Here is a 21,301-nt window from a genome sequence, read left to right as displayed (position 1 = left end):
AAGCGGCGCCCGGGCTGGGCAAGCATGACTTGCTTGGCTTCAATCATTGCGGCCGAGGGCCTCGAGCACAGCGCGGCGTATGTTGGCCGTGTACGCACCGGAGGCGCCCTGGGCGTCGGCCTTGTCGAGGATGTCGAGGGCCTCCTGGGCCCGGCCGAGACGTAGGAGCGCCATGGCCTCATCATTGAATAGCACGGGATCGCGAGAACCCTCGTCGATGAGGCGACGCCGGAGCAGCGAGGCCTGGTCGTGCTGGCCGAGGGCATCGAGCACGGCGCCGCGGATGTTGGCCGTGTACGCATCGGAGGCGCCCTGGGCGTCGGCCTTGTCGAGGATGTCGAGGGGCCTCCTGGGGCCGGCCGAGACGTAGGAGCGCCTTGGCCTCATCATTGAATAGCACGGGATCGCGGGAGCCCTCGTCGATGAGGCGACGCCGGAGCAGCTTGGCCTGGTCGTGCTGGCCGAGGGCCTCGAGCGCGTACCGCGGATGCTAGCCGTGTACGCGTTGGAGGCGCCCTGGGCGGCCTTGTCGAGGATGTCGAGGGCCTCCTGGGGCCGGCCGAGGCGCAGAAGCGCCTTGGCCTCATCATTGAATAGCACCGGATTGCGGGAGCCATCGTCGATGAGGCGACGCCGGAGCAGCGAGGCCTGGTCGTGCTGGCCGAGGTCCTCGCGCACATTCGCGAGGATGCACGCCACGTGGTCATTGATCGCCTGTTTCTGGATCGCGGGCGGTAGATCGTCGACGAGCTGCACGAAGAGCGCCGCCTCACCCCGAGCGAGATATGTGCGGCCGACGTTGGCCAGATTCTCCGGCCGCTCGGGGCTGAGCCGATGGGCCACCAAAAACTGCTCGAGTGCATTTGGGCTGTTCTTACCATCGAGCCGGGCGATGCACTCGCCAAGGAAGCGGCGGTGGGTCGGCACATCAGGCTCCAGCGCGACCAGGATCTCGAGCACGCAGCGGTTACCGGTGTGGTGCCCGGATTTGTTCAAGCGCAGGGAGGTTTCTCGCAGCTCATTGAGCAGATCATTGCTATGCCGGAGCACCGTGGCGAGCCTGGGCAGGCGATCGTAGCGGCCCGCGGCGAGCAGGTGGTGCACGGCTTCCGCGGCGGCGCGGAGCTGGCTCGGATTGCGTTTGGGAAGATGACGCACGGTCTCAAGCCACGCGTCACCGAGCACCTCGTGCATCTCGGCGTTGTCTCCCCCGCCTTCGCGCACCATCGTGAGGTCCCGAATGATGTTGTGCAGGTAGAGCGTCTGGTCCTGGTGCGCGAGCAGGCAGTGCCGCTCCAGGACCTGGCAGGCGAATTCATCCTTGACCGCGTCATTGATTGCAATCAGGTGATGTGCCTCAGGGATCCCAGCCCGGTAGAGAGCACAGAAGTGGAGGGCTCGACGCTGGGTTGGGGAGAGAATGTTGACGAAGAGCTCGGTGAACAGGCGCTTCTCGATCCGTTCATTCAACTCCCCGACGCGGTGCTCGAGCACTTGGCGCGGTGTCTCCCGGTGGTGTGATGCGACCGCCACCAGCAGTCGCGCCGCGAAGGGATGGGCCCCGCGGTTGATGCTATCGCCGAGGCGATTGAACACATAGTCGAGGTCGCGTTCGCTCAGGTCCCAGCCCAGGCCGGGGTCGCTGGGCTCGGGACGGCGAAGGAGCGCGGCGAGGGCCTCACGAGGCAAGCCCACTACCATCTGTTTGCCTACCCCTGCGACGTCACACAGGCCGGTCGGCGGTTCCTCGCTGCTCTCGAGTATCAGCTTGACCTGGGGCGCGCGAGCGGCAAACTCGCGGAGCAGATCGGCCAGCTCGCTGTCGGTCGTTCTGTGGTCGTTGAAGAGCAGGTGGGCGTTCTCGATCAGCACAAAGCCCGGGCGCGCGCCGTCGAGGATCGACCAGTCGCGTCGGCCCCGGACGTCGCTCAATTTGCGCTCATATTGATCGTCGAAGAGTCGCGCCATCTGGGCGAAGACGTCCATCATTGTCCAATTGCGGCTAGTGACGATGAAGCGCACTGTATCAATGAATCCGAGCCGACGAGCGAGCTCGACGGCGATCATCGTCTTGCCGATGCCCGTCATGCCGTACAGGACCACGACCGACTTCTTGTTGAGGCGTCCCTGCAATGCATTGATCGCGGGACCCCGGCCGTGGATCCCCCGGGACTCGGGTCCCTCGAGCCCAGGCTGCGGGACAGGTGATGCCGGCACGGTGATCGGCGTGGGCGGAGCTGTGGGCGGCGCCGCAGCCGGGCTCGCCGGGACGGGGACAATCGTCGGCAGGCGAAGCTGTCCGGGGTAGACGGCGTATCCGAGGTCGTCCGTTCGCTTCGGAATGACCATAGGCTTCCATGCGCCGATACCCTTCTTGGTGTACTCGCGCAACCAGACCTCCACTGTGCCGGTCTTGGGGTCGAGGCGCACGATGTTGTAGCCGGTCTCATGGTCCGAGTCGCCATAGGCCGCGCCCGCGGCGATGCGCAGGTGGTTGTCATCCCGGGCGACCCAGCCGTCGTGCTCGTGGCCGTGGGCGCAGATGTGAAAGCGGGCGGTGAGCCACTGGGCAAGCGAGGGATCCTCGCGCTCGACGAACCAGCTGGCCGGATGGTGCATGAGGGCGATGCGGAGGTCGGCCTTCTCCAGGCGGTGCTCGAGCGTATGGAGCTGCCATTCGGCGCCCATCCACAGCTGCCCCTTCTCCTTGTCGCCCTTGCACGACCAGGCGCTGTTGAAGCCGGCGATACCGACCTTCAAGCCTGCGATCTCGCGCACGGCGTCGAAGATGAGGCGCTTCGGGTCGGCCAGCAGATGTGTGGCGCCGAGGTCGTTGAGAAATTTAAGATAGGCGTGCTGGCGCTCCGCGATCAACTGCCAGTCCGGGTCCGCGTCGCGGATCATCTCGGTGACTCGCCTGGCACTGACGGTGCTCAGCCAGTCGTTGATTGGTTGCCGGGCCTTGCTGCGATCGACGTCATGATTTCCGGGGACAATGAAGAGATTCTCGAGGGGGAGCGCCGGCTTGTAGATGTCGAGCAGGCCGACCAGGAACAGCCAGGCGTTCTCGTACTGATCCGCCATGCAGAGGCCCGACACGTCACGAATCTGGCCGAATGCGACATCGCCGGTGACGAACACGAGATCCGGGCGTAGCCCGTGCTTGGATTCGAGGGCGGCCAGATCTGCGGCTAGCGACGCCAGGAGTCGGTCGGAACGCCACGCGGTCCACGGCGCACAGAAGTGTAAATCGGAGATGTGCAGCCAGGTCAGATAGGTGGTCATGGGCGCCGCGCCAGCATACCCGAAGTTCACGTTGGGGACCGGCATACCTGGAGGCCCCGTTCTCGAGACGGTGGGGACTTTCAATGGCCGTTCCGCGGACTTATGAGGTTCACAGTGGGAATTTGGGGGCGAGGGTAAGTACGGAACGGCCCGGTGATCTGCGGGCAGTTCGCGGTCGGGAGCAACCGTTGCCCTCGCGCGCCGCGGTTGCCCGGTGATCGGGGCCGGCGGATGCAGCGCTGCTGGTCGACCACGTGCTGCCCCGCCGTCGGTTTGCCTCAGTCAGTTTGACACCCGCGCCTGATCGCCACAACTGGTCCCCTTGCAGGTGGACAGCTCGTCGGGGTCGGCGGTCTCGCTGCAGAACTCCTCGGCTATGTGCGGGCGGTGACTGGCGCATAGCGTCCCGGCGGCCACTGTTCTGGAGGCGGATCGTTATGTCCACGCCGGGGGCGTCGTCGCGGTATTCGTCGCACACGCCGGGTAGATCGGGCGGCACCTCGCCCGTGGCGTTCGTGGTGCTCGCGGGGTCGGTCGCGACCGTGAGGTCCGTCGTGCTCATGGTCAGGCTCTCGTCCCCGGGCTCGGAGCCTGTCAAGCTACCGCGGCGACGATCAGCAAGCATGCGGCGCGTACGTCGTGGATCATGATCTCCGAGAGTGTAGCGACTTGGCTCGGCGCGGCGCCAGAGCTACTGTCATAAGGGACATGTTCGTTCGGCCATGTCGCGCCCTCAGGGCCGGTGCGGTCCGGCGCTCGGCGAGGCCGACCGCACCGTCCTTGAGCGGAGGCTTCACTTGCCGGAGGGCCGGGAGGGGGGTCGACCGAGTCCGGCGTAGACCCGGGCATCACCCCGGCGACGGTGTGTCAGGCCGTGTTTGAGGGCGACCCCCCTCCCGGACATCCGGCTTCTCGAGCCTTCGCGGACGCCCAGCCGGACCGCACCGGCCCGTGCGACGTCATCCGCGCCCCCACGACCTAAGACATCCTCCGCGCCACGAAGTCATCCGCGACCCGCAGGCCGACCCGCCCCGGCCCGATGCGCCGCCGCCGTCAGCCCGAGCCACAAGCTGCGCGCCCGCGGCAGCGTCGGCTCGTGCTCATCGATCTCCGGCGTGCGCAGCACCAGCAGCAGCAGCCCGAACAGCGCCAGCGCGACCGCCATCACGCCGACCCCGAGCTGCACCGGCGCCGCCCCTGGCACGAGCGGCGCCAGGCGATCGCCGAGCAGCGCCGCCAGCACGCTGCCGACCGGCATCGCCCCGAACATCGCCACGTTGATGACCGCCAGCACCCGCCCGCGCATGCTGTCGCTGACGAGCAGCTGCAGCGCCGTGATCGTGCTGCTAAACGCCCAGATCCACGCGACCCCGGCGACGAAGATCCACAGCCCGCCGAGCACCAGTCGCTCGGTCGCGCAGAACATCGCCATGCACGCCCCCGTGAGCGTGAGCGCCAGCGGGATCAGGTGGTGGCGCGGGTACCAGCTCGGCCAGCGCCCGAGCGTCAGCCCGCCGAGCACCGCGCCCGCGCCGAACAGCCCGAGCAGCAGGCCGTAGCTGGTCTCCCCCGCGGCGAACACGTCGGCGACGAACAGCGGCAGCATCCGCTGCAGCGGCGCCGCCAGGGCGCTCAGCAGCACCAGCATCGCCATGAGCGCACGCGGGCCCGGGCGCCCGAACACGAACGCGAAGGCCTCGGCGAGCTGGGCCCGCGCGAGCGGCTGCGGCCCGGCGGGTGGCGGCGCCGCCGGGGTGCTCGCGACCGCCGCGAGCACCGCCACGAAGCTGAGCGCGTTGAGGGCGAACAGCAGCGTCGCGCTGGTCTGCGCCAGCAGCAGGCCCGCGAGCGCCGGGCCGACCACGCGCGCCAGGTTGAACTGCAGGCCCTGCAGCGCGATCGCCCGGTGCAGCTCCTCGCGCGGGACCAGGCGCGGCGTGAGCACCTGCCAGGCCGGCATGTTGAACGCCATCGCCACGCCGTTGACAAGGCCCAGCGCCAGCAGCACCGTCGGCGTCGCCTGACCGAGCCCGGCCGCGAGCGCCAGCCCGGCCGCGACCAGCATCATCGCCGCCTGCGTGACCAACAACAGCGTGCGCCGGTCGAAGCGGTCGGCGGCGAGGCCCCCGAGCAGCCCGAACACCAGCATCGGCCCGAGCTGCGCCGCCGCCAGCGCGCCGAGCATCAGCGCCGAGCCGGTCTGCTGGGCCATCAGCCACTGGACCCCGAGCCCCTCCATCCACGTGCCGATCGACGACACCATCGCCCCGAACCACACCCGGCGAAACGCCGCGTGGCGCAGCACGCCGCGCCAGACCCCGCGAGCGGCCGGCTCGGGGGGCAGGGGCATGACCGCGGACGCGGCCGGGTCGACCTGCAGGTGCTGAGGAATGGCCGAGTATATCGCAGCCGACTAGCAGTCGTTCGGCGAGCAGACCACCCAGCCCTGGACCTGCACCGTGTTGCTGGCGTCGTTCCAGTTGCCCTGCAGCCCGCAGCCGGCCTGGCGCAGGTAGATGCGATACGCGGTGTTATTGTCGCCGTTCGGCTCGTAGTTGGTGCAGCCGACGTCGCCGTTGCCGTTGTCGGTCATCCAGAAGCTGCACGCCGCGCCCTGGCAGATGCCGGTCCAGTTGTTGATCCCCTGGGCGCCGTTGTACTTGGGGAACACGTTGACCAGGTTCGCGTTCTGCGACAGGTTCCAGTCGAAGAAGGCCTGCGCGTGCGGCTTCGTGCGCGTGACCAGCACCTCCATCCCCGCCGCCGTGCACTTCGCCGCGTACAGGTTCTGGTCATTGAGCAGCGCTGGGTCGTCGAAGCGCACCCAGGTGTAGCCGCAGCTGTCGGTGTCCATCTCGCAGTGCACCGTCAGCGGCTTGACCGGCCCCGCGCCGTCGGGGTCGACCATGTAATTGCCGTCCTTGCTGGCCGGATCCGCCTCCTTGATCTGCTTGCAGCTCTTCGCCAGTCCGCACACCTGGTTGATGCACAGCCCCTGCCCGCAGTCGGCATTCATCGCGCAGGCGCCACCGAGCCCGCACTTCGGGCAGCTCCCGCCGCAGTCCACGTCGGTCTCGCTGCCATTCTTCGCCTTGTCCGAGCAGGTCGGCAGCTTGCACGCCGCCGTGCACATGTCCGTCTCGTCGAGGTTGCCGTCGTCGCACTCCTCGACCCCGGCCTGCACATCCTGGTCGCCGCACTTCGCCTTCAAGCAGGTGCTCAGGCACGCGTCCGTGTCGACCTGGTTGCCGTCGTCGCACTCCTCGCCCTGCTGCGCCTGCAGCTTGCCGTCGCCGCAGTTCGGCGAGGCGCACTCGTTGGTGCACGCGTCGTCGTCGACCTGGTTGCCGTCGTCGCACAGCTCGCCCGGCCCGACCAGCCCGTCGCCGCACTTCGCGTTCTTGCAGCCGGCCACGCACGCGTCGGTGTCGTCCGCGTTGCCGTCGTCGCACTCCTCGACGTCCGCCTGCACCAGCATGTCGCCGCACACCGCAGTCTGACAGCTCGACGTGCACGCCGCGTCGTCCGCGTTGGCCGCCCCGTCGTCGCAGGTCTCCACGCCGGCCTGCACCAACATGTCGCCGCACGCCGCGACCTGGCAGGTCGACGTGCACGCCGCGTCGTCCGCGTTGGCCGCCCCGTCGTCGCAGGTCTCGCCGGGGTCGAGCACCGAGTCGCCGCAGATCGGGTCCGCCGTGCCCGTCGTGAAGTCGATCTCCGTCGCCGAGGTGTCGCCCGTGCCCTGCGTCCCGCTGTTCGAGTTGCCGCTGGTCGGCGTGTCCGTCGTCGTCCCCGTGCTGGCCGACGCCCCCGTCGTCGTCGCGTCGGTCGCCGGCGTCGTCGTCACATTGCTCGTGCTCGCGTCGGCCGAGTCGCGCCCGCCCGAGTCGCCACAGCCACTGAACAACACCACCAAACCCAAACCACAAGCCAATTTCGATCCCCGACGCATACCCACCTCCAGAGCCGCCATCGTGACAGCGCGCCGCGTGCACTGTCAACCAGCGCGGCGCGTTGGGCCGCGTTGGGCCGCGTTTGGCCGCGATTGGCCGCGAGATCCGGACGCGCGCATCCGACTCGTATGTGGCTAGACTGCGCCGCATGCAGCGCCGCAAGCCGGAGCAGGACCACACCAGCAAGCACGCCGACGCCTACCGCGAGCCGTTTTGCTTCACCCCGATCGGCGTGCTGCGCTCGCCCTACACCGAGCGCTTCGGCACCCCGCGCCAGCCGCCGATCACCGCGCAGGTCAAGGGCGACGCGCCGCTGCCCGCTCGCATCGAGCTGCTCCCCGAGCTCGCGCCCGGCCTCGCCGGCCTCGCCGAGTTCGACCGGATCTGGTGCCTCTTCGTGTTTCACCTGAACCGCGGCCACGGCCTCGCCGTCCGCTCGCCGCGCGACCAGGACGGCCAGCACGGCCTGTTCGCCACCCGCTCGCCGCACCGCCCGAACCTCATCGGCCTGTCCTGCCTGCGCCTCACCGCGATCGAGGGCCACGTCCTCCACGTGCTCGGCGTCGACATCCTCGACCACACGCCCGTCCTCGACATCAAGCCCTACGTCCCCTACGCCGACGCCTTCCCCGACGCGCGCGCCGGCTGGCTCGACGCCCGCGTCGCCGACGAGCCCGACCACTACGAGGGCCCGGGCACCTGAGCGCCTGGGCGGGCAGCTGCGGACCCCTGCGGGGCCCCAGGCCCCCGTGTTCCTGCGCGCCGAAACCCCGCGACCTGGTCTATCCTGTGCGCGGAGAGTCCTCGATGAACAAGCTCTGCGTCACCTTCCTGTCCCTGGCCCTCGGCGTGCCCGCGCTGGCGCACGCCCGGGACGACAAGACCCCGTCGCTGCCCGAGGCCACCGCCGCCAAGACGGCCGCCGGCGCGTCGATCGCGGCCTCCGCCTCGGCCACGATCACCGTGTCCGACCAGGACGCCCTCGGCGACGACATCCTCTCGGTCATCAACCTCCCGATCGCCGCCGCCGACGCGCGCGAGGCCGGCGTCGACGAGGCCGAGCTCAAGGAGGCCCTCGACACCACCCGCGACAGCGGCCTGTCCGCCGGCGACGCCGGTGAGATCGTCGCCGTGGAGGCCGAGCAGACCCGCAGCCGCGGCGTCAAGAAGGGCTTCGGTCGCTGGGTCCGCCTGCAGGTCGCCGCCGGCCTGCGTGGCAAGAAGCTCGCCGCCAAGATCAAGGAGCGCAAGCAAGACACCGGCGAGTTCGACGAGAAGCAGCTCGCCGACCTGCGCGAGAAGCTGGAGAAGCAGCGCGAGCTCAACAAGCAATGGCGCGAGAAGCTGCGCGAGCGCCAGGGCGAGCTGCTCACCAAGGGCAAGAAGCGGGTGCTCCTGCACGAGGACCGCAACGAGAAGTTCAAGGCCAAGCTCGACGCCGGCAAGGCCAAGAACAGCGAGAACCACGACGCCCTCGAGCTGCGCATGCGCGCCCTCGACCAGCGCATCGCCGACGCCGCCGAGGCCGACAAGGCCGCCCTCCAGGCCGAGAAAGATCGCCTCGAGAAGGCGCTCAAGCACAACGAGAAGGTCGGCGACAAGCTCGACAAGGCCGAGGAGCGCGCCGACAAGCGCGAGGACCGGCTCGAGAAGCGCGAGGACCGTCTCGACAAGGTCGACGACAAAAAGGGCGACCACCCCAAGGACGGGCACCCGCCCGCGCTCGACCACGACCCGGGCAAGGCCCACCACAAGGGCCCCAAGCCCAAGCCCGCCGACTAAAGCGACAGGAACGGAGCACAACCATGCACAACATCACCCGCATCCTCGCCGCCGCCGTCCTGTTCACCGCCCTGCCCGCCTGCGAGGCCGGCACCGCGAAGAAGATCGACACCAAGAAGTCCGTCGCCAAGGCCGACGCCAAGGCCGACGCCAAGGCCCCGGACAGCAAGACCGTCACCACGCCCGAGCCCAAGCCCGCGGACACGACCCCGCCCGCGCCGGACCCCGCCGACGAGAAGATCCAGCTCGCCGCCACCCTCGCCAAGGAGATCTCCGGCGCCCCCGACAAGGCCGACGAGATCCTCGGCAAGCACGGCCTCGACCGCGACAAGCTCGACGCCCTCATGTTCGAGATCGCCGGCGACCCGGCCCTCACCAAGCGCTACATGGACGCCCGCAGCCAGGGCTGAGCGTCACCGCAAGAGCGCGGTGCTCAGCGCCGTGCACCCCATAGGGCCTCACCCGGTCAACCCGCCGGTCAACGCAGGAGCGCGAGCAGGTCGTCGCGCGTGAGCGCGGCCGCGGCGTCGGCCCCCGTGAGGGCCGCGTCCGCGAGCTCGCGCTTGCGTCCCTGCAGCTCGAGGATCCGCCCCTCGACCGTGTCCTCGGCCACGAGTCGATGCACGATCACCGGACGCGTCTGACCAATGCGATGGGCCCGGTCGGCCGCCTGATCCTCGACCGCCGGGTTCCACCACGGGTCGAGCATGAACACGTGATCCGCCGCGGTCAGGTTGAGCCCCGTCCCGCCAGCCTTGAGCGACACCAGCATCACCGGCGGCCCGTCGCTGGCCTGGAAGCGATCGACCACCGCCCCGCGATCGCGGGTGCTGCCGTCGAGGCGCACGAACTCGATCTGCGCCCGCCGCAGGTACGGCTCGACGCGGTCGAGCAGCCCCGTCCACTGCGAGAACACCAGCGCCTTGTGGCCCTCCGCGATCGCCTCGTCGAGCGTCTCCTGCAAGAGGTCGAGCTTCGACGATCGCTCCGCGTGCTGCCCCGGCACCAGCCCCGCGTGGCAGGCCGCCTGGCGCAGACGCAGCAGGGCCTCGAGCGCCTGCAGCACCCCGCCGCCCTGCTCGAGCGCCGCCACCACCTCCTTCTCGGTGGCCGCACGGACCGCCTCGTAGATCGTCCGCTCGCGCTCGTCGAGGCTGCAGCGCAGCACGACCTCGGTGCGCGGCGGCAGCTCGCGCGCGACCTCCTGCTTGCGCCGACGCAGCAAGAAGGGACGGATCTGCTGGCGCAGCCGCAGCGCAGCGCCCGGGACGCCCTCGGCGATCGGCCGCGCGTGCCGCTCGCTGAAGTCCTGACGCCCGCCGAGCAGGCCCGGCATCACGAAGTGGAACTGACTCCACAGCTCCTCGAGCCGGTTCTCGACCGGCGTCCCGGTGAGGGTCACGCGCCAGCGGGCGCGCGTCAGCCCGTAGGCCGCGCGCGCGACCTGGCTGTCCGGGTTCTTGATCGTCTGCGCCTCGTCGAGCACGACCGCGTCCCAGCTCTCGGCGGCCAGCGCCTCGGCGTCGAGGCGGAGGATCGCGTAGCTCGTGAGCACCAGGTCGGCCTCGGGGTCGAGGCGCCGACGCGGCCCGTGGTAGGTGCACACCTTCAGACCCGGACGGAAGCGCCGCACCTCCGCGGCCCAGTTGAACAGCACGCTGGTCGGCGCGACGATCAGGCAGCGACCCTTCAGCGCGCACAGGCACTGCAGCGTCTTGCCGAGGCCCATGTCGTCCGCCAGCATCGCCCCGAGCCCGGCGTCGCGCAGCAGGCACAACCAGTCGACCCCGCGGCGCTGATAGTCACGCAGCTCAGCCCGCAGGTCGTCCGGCAGGCGCGCCCGCGGCAGCCCGACGAAGTCGCGGGCCAGCGCCGCGAGCCCCGCGAGCTCGGGCGGCGCCGGGGTCTCGAGCGCCGCGTACAGGTCGGCGAGGGCCGGGCGCGCGTGCGCGGCCACCTCCCCGTCGGCACCGCGCGCGGCCAGCAACATCGCTATCTGCGGCCCGTAACGGGCCAGCCAGTCCGCCGGCAGCGGCGCCACCCCGCCGCCCAGCAGCGAGACCTCCGACGCCCCCGCCTGCCACGCCGCCAGCACCGTCCGCGCGTCGACCCGACGTGATCCATCATCTGTCTCAAAGGACAGCTCGAAGCCCCGCCCGCCCGCGCCGATCCGCGGGCACAGCGGCGCCAGGCGGACGAAGCCGCGGTGGGCCTCCCCGCGCAGCTCGACCGCCCCGCGCCCGGCCTTCTCCGCCGCCCGCAGACGCTCGGCCAGGGCCACCCCGGCGCCCGCCACCGCCACCTCGCGCTCCCCGGGCACCAGCCCGTGGCGGGCCAGCAGCGCCCGCACACGGCCCTCCGCCTCCGGGTCACGCCGCGGCAGCACGCGCCCGAAGGGCACGATGCGCTCGCCGTCGAGGCGCGCCACCGCCGGGTCGCCGTACACGATCGTCGGCAGCACCGCGAGCGCCTCGCCGCTCTGCTGCACCTCGAGCACCGCCCGCGGCGCATGCCCATCGCTGAGCCGCGGCAGCTCGCGGGCCTTCACATGCACGGGGATCTTGCGCTCGAGCGCCGGCAGGTACTCCGTCACCAGCCACACCGCGCGCTCGCGCGGCACGAAGATCCCCTCCTTCTTCAGCCCCTCGAACTCCTTGCCGAGCCCGCTGCTGTCCCACACCCGCAGCGTGTCGCCGCAGCGCACGATCACCTTGTCGCCGAGGTTCTCGCTGATCGCCGGGTCGCGCCCCAGCGACACGCGAAAGCCCTCGCCCTCGTCGACCACCCGCCCGTGGTACCCGACCGGCCGCGGATCGACCCCGATCGGCGCGCCGTCGAGGCGCAGATCGACCCCCGCGACCAGCAGCGGCAGCACCTTGCGCGCGAGCGCTGGCGGCATCACCCCCGGCTTCACGAAGGCCCCGAGCGCCAGGTCGAGCGCCAGGTCAGCCTGCGTCGCCACCGTCGCCGGGCCCTCCACCCGCCCCGAGCCGAGCTGCGCCAGGCTGTGCCCCAGCGGCCGCTCCTCGCCCCCCTCGGCCACCCGCACCCGCGTGAACACCAGCCCCTCCGGGCTGCGCGTGAAGCGATAGCCGACCCGCCCCGCCCGCGCGTTCGCCGTGGGCAGCGCCTCGCCCGACTCGGCCGCCCGCTTGAGGGCGATCGCCGCCGCCGCCACGTGAAAGCAAGGATCGGCCCGGCTGTCGCAGTCGCAGCTCCACTCCGCCTCGTCCGGCCACAGCGTCACCGTCGGGCTGAGCGCCGCCCCCTTCACCGCGACCTGAACCACCACCTCGTCCGCCCCGCTGCGCACCAGCACCACCGCCTGTGCGCGCGCCAGCTCCACCCCCCGCGACCAGTCGCGCGGGCTCGCGGCGGCGTGCACGGCGGCGAGCAGCTTCTGCACCGCGCACCAGCTAGCACGCCGGAGCCCCGGCTCGCAACCACCTGCCCGAAAGGACAGGCTCCGTCACGCCGACACGCAGCATGAGGGTCACTCGGACACCACCCGCGTCACGCCGACCGCGGCCCGCGACCTGTCCCGAGAGCCAGGCGCCTCACTCGAACGCGGAGGCCATCACCTGCTTGAGCAGCCCCGACAGCTGCGCGTGGGCCTCGCGGCTGCGGTCCTGCACCTCGTGGTGGCTGAGCCCCGTCTGCCCGGCGCCGTTGGTGACGACCCCGAGCCCGAGCACCGGCACCCCGCGCGAGGCGCAGAGGATCGCCTCGTAGGTCGTCGACATCCCGACCACCTGCCCGCCGAGGCGGCGCAGCGCCTCGGTCTCGGCCGGGGTCTCGTACTGAGGCCCGCGGGCGTGCGCGTACACCACCTCCGCGAGCTGGGTCGGACCGAGCCCCGGATGGATCTCCTGCACGCGCCGACGCAGGTGCTCCGGGTAGAGCTGGCTGCAATCGACGAATTGCGGGCCGACCAGCGGCGTCGGCCCGAACAGCGCGATCTGGTCGCGCAGCAGCACCACCTCGCCGGTCTTCAGCGCCGGGTCGAGGCCGCCGACCGCGAAGGTCAGCGCCGCCGTGCGCGCGCCGCAGCCGAGCATCGCCGCCAGGGCCGTCGTGCATACCGCGATCGGGTGGCCCTCGTAAGGGTGCAGGCGCCCGGTCTGCACGCACACCAGCGACGCGCCGACGCGGCCCCACACCAGGCTGTTGCCGTGACCCGCGACCGAGGGCGCCGGCAGGCCGAGCTCCGCCAGCGTCAGCTGACCCTCGATCTGCAGGCCGATGCCCCCCTCCGCGGCGACGAAGCCGACCCCGAGGCCCGAGCCGGCGACCAGCGCCCAGTCGAGGCGGCGGCCTCCCAGGCGTTCCTGCAGGAGCTCAGTGGCGTGGCTGTATGGATCTTTCGTGATCATTGCTTCACCTGGCCTTCAGGACAGGCCACCGAGTGCGCGTCCACCCGATGCACCCAACCCTCACGTCGTCACCCAACATTCACCCAACCATCACATCGACATAATCGCCAGCACCACCCCGAGAGCGATGCCGATCGACACGCCGATCCCGACGGCGATCATCGTCGTGCGGGTGTTGCGGGCCGGGCTGGCGTTGTCCCCCGGGACCAGCTCGGTGGCCTTCGAGCCCTGCTTCTTGGCCACCTCGTTGATCTCCTCGGGGGAGCGCAGCTCGACGCTGGCGTGGCGCGGCGGCACCTCGCCGCCGAGGCGACGCGAGATCTCGGACAGGCTGGTCTTGAGCTCCTCGAAGGTCGGGCGCACGTCGGGGCGGCGGCTCATCATGCGCCGGCACAGGTCCGACAGCGCCTCGTCGAAGCCCTTGATCTCGAGCTTGAGCTCGGGCCGCTCCGACTTGAGGTGACGGCGCACCACCGCGGTGTAGTGGTCGTCCTGGCCGCCCTTGCGAAACGGCGGGTGGCCGCTGCACATATGGTAGAGCGAGCAGCCGAGCGCGTACACGTCGGCGCGGGCGTCGACCTCCTTGCCCATCGCCTGCTCCGGCGCGAGGTAGTCCGGGGTCCCGACGAACACGCCGGTGGCGGTGATCGACAGGTCCTCCTGCAGCGCCTTGGCCAGGCCGAAGTCGGTCACCTTGACGAAGCCCTGCGAGGTCACGACCAGGTTCGAGGGCTTGACGTCGCGGTGGACCACGCCGACCCGCTGGGTCTCGGCCAGGCCGATCGCCGCCTGACGGATGACCTCGGCCGCGTCGCCCGGGTTCAGCGCGCCGCGCTTCTTCAGCGAGCCGCCGATGTCCTCGCCGTCGAGGAATTCCATGGCCAGGAAGGGCCGGTCCTCGTGCTCGCCGATGAAGTACACCGCGACGATGTTCGGGTGGTTCATGGCCGCAAGCGCGCGGCCCTCGCGGAGGAAGCGGGTCTTGAACTCCTCGGATTCCCGGTGCTTGCGCCCGAGGATCTTGATCGCCACGCGCCGGCCCAGCTTCTCGTCGATGCCCTCGTAGACCTCACCCATGGCCCCTTTACCGAGGAGGCCCTTGACCTTGAACGGCCCGATCTGGGTGGGCACCGACATTGCTCCGCAAGCTATCACGGCCCGCGTCGGCTTTGCCACGCTCCCGCGCGTACGGTTTGCCGCCAGGCACGCGACTTCTCGGGCTCGCAACCAGCGACCACGACCCGCCACGCCAACCCGCGACCGCGACCGCGACACCACCCGCGCCCGCCGCTCGGGCCGTCACGGTGACCTCGGGCGCTCGCCGCCCTTGGCCGCCCTCGGCCGCCCTTGGCCGCCCCTAACCGTCGGTGATCCCCGGTCCGTTCAGCATGTTCTCGAAGCGCGTGTGCTGCTTGAGGAAGGTCAGGTGCACGGTGCCGATCGGGCCGTTGCGCTGCTTGCCGAGGATGATCTCGGCCTTGTTCTCGACCTTCTGCCGATCCGAGGGCGACGCATCACCCGGGAGATACCGCTCCTCGCGGTAGATAAACATGATGACGTCTGCATCCTGTTCGATCGCCCCCGACTCACGCAGGTCCGAAAGTTGGGGCCGGTGATCGGCGCGACTGTCGACCGCGCGGTTGAGCTGGGACAGGGCCAGGACGGGCATGTGCAGCTCCTTGGCCATCGCCTTGAGCCCGCGGGAGATCTCGCTGATCTCCTGCTCGCGCGAGTCGTAGCGGCTCTTGCCGCCTCGCGCCAGCTGCAGGTAATCGACCACGATCAGGCCGAACTGCTCCTTGTGACCCGTGAAGATTGTCCGGTCCTCGCGGAAGCGCCGGGCCCGGGCCCGCATCTCGAGGATCGACGGCGCGGCCTGGTCGTCGATGAAGAACTTGGCCTGTGAGATGCGGTCGGCCGCGCCGATCATCCGGCGAAAGTCGTCGTCGATGAAGGCCCCCGAGCGCAGCTTGCTGTAGTCGACCTTCGCCTCGGCACACAGCACGCGCTCGACCAGCTGGGTCCCGCCCATCTCGAGGCTGAAGAACAGCACCGGGTGCAAGATCGGCTGCTCCTCGACCGGCACGTGCATGTGCCGCGCCTGCGGCACGCAGGCGTTCTGGCACAGGTTCAACACGAACGCCGTCTTGCCCATCGACGGGCGCGCCGCGATGATCACCAGGTCCCCCGGCTGCATCCCGCCGGTCATCTTGTCGAGGTCGGTGAAGTGGGTCGGCACCCCGGTGATCGGGTTTTGTCGCTTGGCCCGCTCGGTGATGGTGACGAAGATCTGCTTGAGCAGCTCGCTCGACGACTGGTACGCGGTCCGCCGCCCGCGCTCGTTCACCGCCATGATCCGCTTCTCGGCCTGGTCGATGAACTCGTTGATGTTCTCGAGCTCGTCCATCCCCTCCTCGGCGACCTCGCGCGCCGTGATCACCAGGTTTCGCACCATCGCCGCGCGGCGCACCAGCTCGGCGTGGTGGGTGATGTTCTGGCTGGTCGCGTAGCGGTCGCCGAGGGTGTTCAGCGCCTCGAGCCCGCCCGCCACCTTGAGCTCGCCGACCGAGCGCAGCTGGGCCTCCAGCGTGACCACGTCGATCGGCTCACGGCGCTCGTCGAGCGCCTTCATCGCCTTGAAGATCGCCTGGTAGGCCGTGTTGTAGAAGTCGTCCTCGCGGACGACATCGAGCACGTCGTTGAGCGCCTGCTGCCCGCGCAGCAGGATGCCGCCGAGGATCGCCGCCTCGGCCTCGTTGTTGTGCGGGAGGGTGCGGGCCATCGGGGGCGAGAGGTATAACACCGCGGCCGAGCGGCGCGGTAGCATGCCCGCGTGCCCGCCCAGCCCGCCCAGCCCGCACCCGCCGTGGCCCGCGCCGCGGCGGCCCGCGCCCGCTTCCTGGCCGAGCTACCCGCCCGCTACAACCCGTGGCGCCACCTCCTGATCCCCAACATCTACGGCGGCCTCGTGATCGCCAGCTGCCTCGTCCAGCTCGGAGAACCAAGCCTCGCCGCGTGGCTGGTGGTGCCGGCCGTCCTGGTGATCGGCCAGGGCGTCGAGTGGCGCTTTCATCGCGACCTCCTGCACCACCGCGTGCCGCCGCTGCAGTACCTCTACGACGCCCACCACGTCTCGCACCACACGCTCTACGTGCGCGGCGCCATGGCGATCCACGACCCCCGCGAGCTGCGGGCCGTGCTGTTCCCGTGGTGGGCGATCGGCCTGCTCAGCGTGCTCATGACGCCCCTCGCCCTCGCCCTGACCTGGCTGCTCGGCCGCGACGCCGGCCTCCTCTTCATGGTCAGCACCCACGCCTACTTCGTCGTCTACGAGTGGCTGCACACCGCCTATCACCTCCCGCCGCGCAGCGTCGTGCACCGCCTCGTCGCCCGCCTCGCCGCCCACCACGAGCGCCACCACGACCCCGCCCTCATGACGCGCGCCAACTTCGGCGTGACCACGCCCCTGTGGGACCTCCTGCGCGGCACGCTGCGTTGACCCCGACCGACGCTCATGGGAGCACCCTGCGCGGTCGGCCGATTGACCACGGGCCTGCGCGCCGCGGTATAAATCGGCGGTGATGCGCCCCACCCTCGTCGCCCTGCTCACTGGCTCTCTCATTGGCTCTCTCACCGGCTGCGCCGGCAAGCTCGACAACGCCGCCCGCGCCCAGGCGGCCGCCGACTTCAAGTGCCCGGAGGACCAGGTCGCGCTGACCCGCGACGAGGTCTACGGCAAGTACCACGTCACCGGCTGCAAGCAGAAGGGCGTGTACTCGGCGCAGTGTCTGATGGGCAAGTGCAGCGCGGAGCGGCTGCGCGGCAAGTGATACACGCCCAAATTGCAAGAAGGCCGCAAGCCTCGCGGCGTGCGGCCCTCTCGTGCACCGGCGGCGCTTAGACGCCGACGACGTTGACGCGGATCTCGACCGAGGCATCGGCGCTGAAGCGCACCGGGACCTCGTAGCTGCCGACCGCCTTGAAGGGGTCCTCGAGGCGGATCAGCTTGCGATCGACGTTGATGTTCTGCATCGCCAGCGCCTCGGCGATGTCCTTGGTGGACACCGAGCCGAACAGCTTGCCGTCGGCGCCCTTCTTGCGGGCGATCGACACCGACACGCCCTTGAGCGCCTCGGCCATCTTGATGTGCTCGGCCCGGATGCGGGCCTGCTCGGCGGCGATGATGCGCTTCTGGTGCTCCAGCTGGGCGATGTTGCCGCGGGTCGCCGCGAGCGCGAGGCCGCGGGGGATCAGGTAGTTGCGGCCGTAGCCGGGGCGGACCGTCACGAGCTCGCCAGCAGAGCCGAGGTGCTCGACGTCCTTGCGGAGGATGATCTCAAGGTTTGCCATGGGGGTCCTCTCACTGCACCGTGTACGGGATGAGGGCCAGCATGCGCGCGCGCTTGACTGCCCTGGTGATCTGACGCTGCTGGCGGGCCGAGACGCCGGAGATGCGGGCCGGCACGATCTTGCCGCGGTCCGTCAGGAAGGACTTGAGCAGCTGCGGGTTCTTGTAATCGATGACCAGAGTCCTGTCGTTGGCGAGCAGCGACGTGGACCGGCGGTTGGAACGGGGCTTGTTGTCGTCGGACATGGCTTAGTTCACTCCTTCCTCGAGACCCTCGACGCCGTCGTCGGCGTACATGGAGTTCTCCTCCTCGACCTCGCGCACCGGCTCGGGCTCCGGCTCGGGCGGCGGCTCGCTGATGTTCTCGAGCAAGTCGTCGGTGATCTCCGAGGGGCGCGCCGCGGGGTCGACGTCCTCGTCGACCTTGACGGTGTAGAAGCGCAGCACCGAGTCGGTGATCCGCAGGTTGCGCTCGAACTCGTGGACGATGTCGGAGCCGCCGAGGTAGCGCCAGTACAGGTAGATGCCGGTCGGCGAGCGGTTGATCGGGTAGGCCAGCGTGCGCGTGCCCCAGTTCTCGATCTTGATCAGGCGGGCGCCGCACTTCTCGAACACGCCCTGCATCTTGGTGACAAACTCGCGGATCCCGACTTTGCTGGTCTGGGGTCGCAGGATCAGGATGGTCTCGTACTCGCGCTTGGTCCCCTGCTTGTTGGAGACCGAGAGCACCTGGCCGGAAGTATCGGACATGAATTCTCCTCGTGGACTGCTGCTTGGCCCCCCGACCGCGGCGCGGCGAGGAGCAAGGAGAGAAATGGAAACGGCCCCGTCCGGGATGGACGGGGCCGCACCTTTTAGATCAAGCCTCGCCCGACCGCAAGGGGCCGGCGAGGCTGGGCCTTGCCGTTACAGCCGTTACAGCCGTTACAGGCCGCCGTACTTGACGAGGATCGGGGCGATCACGACCGCCACGATCGTCATCAGCTTGATGAGGATGTTGAGGCTCGGGCCCGCCGTGTCCTTGAAGGGGTCGCCGACGGTGTCGCCGATGACGGCCGCCTTGTGGCGCTCCGAGCCCTTGCCGGTGTTCACGGCCTGGCTGGAGTCCTTCTTCTGGTCCTCGACCTGCTTCTTGGCGTTGTCCCACGCGCCACCGGCGTTGGACATGAAGATCGCCAGCATCACGCCGGTGACCAGGGTGCCCGCCAGGAGCCCGCCCAGGGCGCTGCGCGACCAGAAGCCGATGATCACCGGCGAGCTGAGGGCCAGCACGCCCGGCATGACCATGCGGCGGATCGAGGCCTTGGTGGAGATGGCCACGCAGCGCTCGACCTCCGTCTTCTCACCGGCGGCGAGGACCTCGCGCTCCTCGTCGGGCGTGAGGTCACGGTTCTCCTTCTCGGCCTTTGCGACCAGCAGGAGCGCCGCGCGCAGCACCGGGATCTCCCGGAACTGGCGCCGCACCTCGGTGATCATGTCCATCGCGGCCGCGCCGACGGCCTTCATCGCCATCGCCGAGAACAGGAAGGGCAGCATGCCGCCGATCAGCAGGCCGATCAGGACCTTCGGGTCGGTCAGCAGCAGGTCGCTGCCCTTGAGGGCGATGTTGCGGTAGGCCGCGAACAGCGACAGGGCCGCGAGCGCGGCCGAGGCGATGGCGAAGCCCTTGCCGATCGCGGCGGTGGTGTTGCCGACCGCGTCGAGGTTGTCGGTGCGCTCACGGACCTCGTGCGGCAGGCCGCTCATCTCGGCGATGCCGCCGGCGTTGTCGGAGATCGGGCCGTACGCGTCGACCGCCAACTGGATGCCGGTGGTCGAGAGCATGCCGAGCGCCGCCAGGGCCACGCCGTAGAGCCCGGCGAAGTAGTTGGCGACGAAGATGGCGCCCGCGATCAGGAGGATCGGGATCGCGGTCGACTCGAAGCCGACGCCGATGCCGGCGATGATGTTGGTCGCCGGACCGGTGCTCGACTGCTCGACGATGCTGTTCACCGGGCGCTTGCCCTTCGAGCAGTAGAAGCCGGTGATCGCGCCGATCGCCACGCCCGAGACCAGGCCGGCGACGATCGCCCAGAACAGGGCCCAGGTCTGGGCCACGCTGCAGGCCTCGCTGGCGACCAGGCTCATGTCCATCGCCCCGTTGGTGCTGCAGGCCGCGAGCCCCGACAGGTCGGTGGTGATCATCGGCGTGCCATGGCCGGCGGCCGACATCACGCAGAAGTAGATGATGCCCCACGAGATCGGCAACATGATGAACGCCGCCCCGAAGGAGCCGGTGTCCAGCGCGATCTGGGGGTTGCCGCCCTCCTTCGTGCGCACGAAGAAGGTGCCGAGGATCGACATCACGATGCCCGCCGCGGCGATCAGCAGCGGAAGGATCGCGGCCTCGAGGCGGCCGCTCACCGCGACCGCCCCGAGCACCATGGTGCCGAGGATCGCGCCGACGTACGACTCGAACAGGTCGGCGCCCATGCCGGCGACGTCGCCGACGTTGTCACCGACGTTGTCGGCGATGGTCGCCGGGTTCAGGAAGTGGTCCTCCGGGATGCCCGCCTCGACCTTGCCGACCAGGTCGGCGCCGACGTCAGCGGCCTTGGTGTAGATGCCGCCGCCCACGCGGGCGAACAGCGCGATCGACGAGGCGCCCATCGCGAAGCCGGCCAGCATGTTGACCACGCGGTTGAACTCGAGGGCCTGGCCGTCGACGTCCGCGAGGGCGTCGAACTGGCCGAGGTAGGCGATGAACAGGCTGCCGAAGCCGACCAGGCCGAGGCCGACCACGCACATGCCCATAACGGCCCCGCCGCGGAACGCGATCGAGAGCGCCGGCGACAGGCCGACGCGGGCCGCCGCCGCGGTGCGCACGTTGGCCCGGGTGGCCACGCGCATGCCGAAGAAGCCGGCGAGCGCCGAGCACATCGCGCCGGCGACGAAGGACAGGCCGACCAGCGGCGAGGAGCTCGCGTCGGCCGACAGCGCCAGGATGCCGCCGATGATCACGACGAAGATCGCGAGCACCTTGTACTCGGCGGCCAGGAAGGCCATGGCGCCGCGGAAGATCTGCTCGGCGATCTTCTGCATGCGCACGGTGCCGGGGTCTTGCTTTGCGATCCAGCTGGCGGTGAACAGCGCGTACAGCAGCGCCAGGCCGCCGCAGGCCGGTACGGCGTAGAGGAGGGTCTGAATTGGGATATCCACGGGAGGGGAGCTTTCTTGCGGGGGGAGGGCCAGGGAGTCGGCGAGGGAGACGGGCTCGTTGGCCCGGTCAGGGGAGCGTGTTGAACTTGTTCATCGCCATGACGACCCCGTCGGTCATCATGCAGGTCAGGGCCTTCGCGGCGCGCTCGACGAGGTCGGCGGCCGGGCCCTCTTCGTCGGGGCGAAAGTCGGAGAGCACGTAGTCGGCGACCTCGCCGTGCACCGGTCGGCCGACGCCGAGACGGACACGCAGGAAGTCGGCGGAGCCGAGCTGGGCGACGATGTCACGCAGCCCATTGTGGCCCCCATGACCGCCGCCCTTCTTGATCGCCAGGCGACCGAGCGGGAAGTCGATCTCGTCG

17 protein-coding genes are annotated in these 21,301 nt (G+C 70.0%); 5 read left to right on the top strand and 12 right to left on the bottom strand.

The features are described from left to right. Positions 1-39: 39 nt before the first annotated feature. The 3 genes from IPJ59_RS29375 to IPJ59_RS29365 form a co-directional block, all read right to left on the bottom strand. Positions 40-3,285, bottom strand: a complete 3,246-nt coding sequence (locus tag IPJ59_RS29375) for a metallophosphoesterase (RefSeq protein WP_293274236.1) — start codon at positions 3,283-3,285, stop codon at positions 40-42. Positions 3,286-4,288: 1,003 nt separating this feature from the next. After that, positions 4,289-5,635: an MFS transporter gene (locus tag IPJ59_RS29370; protein ID WP_293274235.1), complete on the bottom strand. Its 1,347-nt coding sequence runs from the start codon at positions 5,633-5,635 to the stop codon at positions 4,289-4,291. 63 nt (positions 5,636-5,698) lie between these two features. Next, the gene (locus IPJ59_RS29365; RefSeq protein WP_293274234.1) at positions 5,699-7,198 is read right to left on the bottom strand and encodes a DUF4215 domain-containing protein; all 1,500 of its coding nucleotides are present in this window, start codon (positions 7,196-7,198) and stop codon (positions 5,699-5,701) included. A gap of 188 nt (positions 7,199-7,386) precedes the next feature. Here IPJ59_RS29365 and tsaA point away from each other — a divergent pair, with 188 nt between their 5' ends. From tsaA to IPJ59_RS29350, 3 genes are all read left to right on the top strand, one after another. Continuing rightward, positions 7,387-7,941 (top strand): tRNA (N6-threonylcarbamoyladenosine(37)-N6)-methyltransferase TrmO, encoded by a 555-nt coding sequence (gene tsaA / locus IPJ59_RS29360; RefSeq protein ID WP_293274233.1) that lies wholly within the window; start codon positions 7,387-7,389, stop codon positions 7,939-7,941. Positions 7,942-8,045: 104 nt separating this feature from the next. Continuing rightward, on the top strand, positions 8,046-9,020 hold the full coding sequence (locus IPJ59_RS29355) for an AAA family ATPase (protein ID WP_293274232.1): 975 nt from the start codon (positions 8,046-8,048) through the stop codon (positions 9,018-9,020). Positions 9,021-9,043: 23 nt separating this feature from the next. After that, positions 9,044-9,430 carry a hypothetical protein gene (locus IPJ59_RS29350; RefSeq protein ID WP_293248035.1) on the top strand — a complete coding sequence of 129 codons (387 nt, stop codon included), beginning with the start codon at positions 9,044-9,046 and terminating at the stop codon, positions 9,428-9,430. Positions 9,431-9,498: 68 nt separating this feature from the next. On the opposite strand, the gene IPJ59_RS29345 is transcribed toward IPJ59_RS29350, so the two are convergent. From IPJ59_RS29345 to dnaB, 4 genes are all read right to left on the bottom strand, one after another. Beyond that, positions 9,499-12,426, bottom strand: coding sequence for a DEAD/DEAH box helicase (locus tag IPJ59_RS29345; protein WP_293274231.1), 2,928 nt, complete (start codon positions 12,424-12,426; stop codon positions 9,499-9,501). 151 nt (positions 12,427-12,577) lie between these two features. Then, positions 12,578-13,393 carry a purine-nucleoside phosphorylase gene (locus IPJ59_RS29340; RefSeq protein WP_293248031.1) on the bottom strand — a complete coding sequence of 272 codons (816 nt, stop codon included), beginning with the start codon at positions 13,391-13,393 and terminating at the stop codon, positions 12,578-12,580. Positions 13,394-13,483: 90 nt separating this feature from the next. Next, complete coding sequence (locus IPJ59_RS29335; protein WP_293274230.1) at positions 13,484-14,530, bottom strand: serine/threonine-protein kinase; 1,047 nt, start codon at positions 14,528-14,530, stop codon at positions 13,484-13,486. A 220-nt stretch (positions 14,531-14,750) separates the two neighbouring features. Continuing rightward, the gene (gene dnaB / locus IPJ59_RS29330; protein WP_293274229.1) at positions 14,751-16,175 is read right to left on the bottom strand and encodes a replicative DNA helicase; all 1,425 of its coding nucleotides are present in this window, start codon (positions 16,173-16,175) and stop codon (positions 14,751-14,753) included. Between the two features lie 51 nt (positions 16,176-16,226). Between dnaB and IPJ59_RS29325 the strand changes: the two genes are divergently transcribed. Then, positions 16,227-16,892, top strand: coding sequence for a sterol desaturase family protein (locus IPJ59_RS29325; protein ID WP_293274228.1), 666 nt, complete (start codon positions 16,227-16,229; stop codon positions 16,890-16,892). Between the two features lie 82 nt (positions 16,893-16,974). After that, a complete protein-coding gene (locus IPJ59_RS29320) occupies positions 16,975-17,223 on the top strand; it encodes a hypothetical protein (RefSeq protein WP_293274227.1) in 249 nt (82 codons plus the stop codon). 67 nt (positions 17,224-17,290) lie between these two features. Here IPJ59_RS29320 and rplI read toward each other — a convergent pair whose 3' ends face one another. The 5 genes from rplI to IPJ59_RS29295 all read right to left on the bottom strand — a co-directional run. Further along, positions 17,291-17,743: a 50S ribosomal protein L9 gene (gene rplI / locus IPJ59_RS29315; protein WP_293248022.1), complete on the bottom strand. Its 453-nt coding sequence runs from the start codon at positions 17,741-17,743 to the stop codon at positions 17,291-17,293. 10 nt (positions 17,744-17,753) lie between these two features. After that, on the bottom strand, positions 17,754-17,987 hold the full coding sequence (rpsR, locus tag IPJ59_RS29310) for a 30S ribosomal protein S18 (RefSeq protein ID WP_293248020.1): 234 nt from the start codon (positions 17,985-17,987) through the stop codon (positions 17,754-17,756). Between the two features lie 3 nt (positions 17,988-17,990). Further along, positions 17,991-18,491, bottom strand: a complete 501-nt coding sequence (rpsF, locus tag IPJ59_RS29305; RefSeq protein WP_293274226.1) for a 30S ribosomal protein S6 — start codon at positions 18,489-18,491, stop codon at positions 17,991-17,993. Positions 18,492-18,665: 174 nt separating this feature from the next. Beyond that, entirely contained in the window at positions 18,666-20,933 is a 2,268-nt protein-coding gene (locus IPJ59_RS29300; RefSeq protein WP_366524715.1) for a sodium-translocating pyrophosphatase, read from the bottom strand. Positions 20,934-21,006: 73 nt separating this feature from the next. Continuing rightward, the coding region (locus IPJ59_RS29295) for an aminoacyl-tRNA hydrolase (RefSeq protein WP_293274224.1) at positions 21,007-21,301 on the bottom strand (295 nt) is incomplete at its 5' end.

This window comes from Nannocystis sp., from assembly GCF_016714285.1.
In the GTDB taxonomy this organism is placed as follows: domain Bacteria; phylum Myxococcota_A; class Polyangia; order Nannocystales; family Nannocystaceae; genus Nannocystis.
The sequence above is the reverse complement of the archived record's forward strand: the minus strand, read 5'-3'. Positions and strand labels throughout refer to the sequence as shown.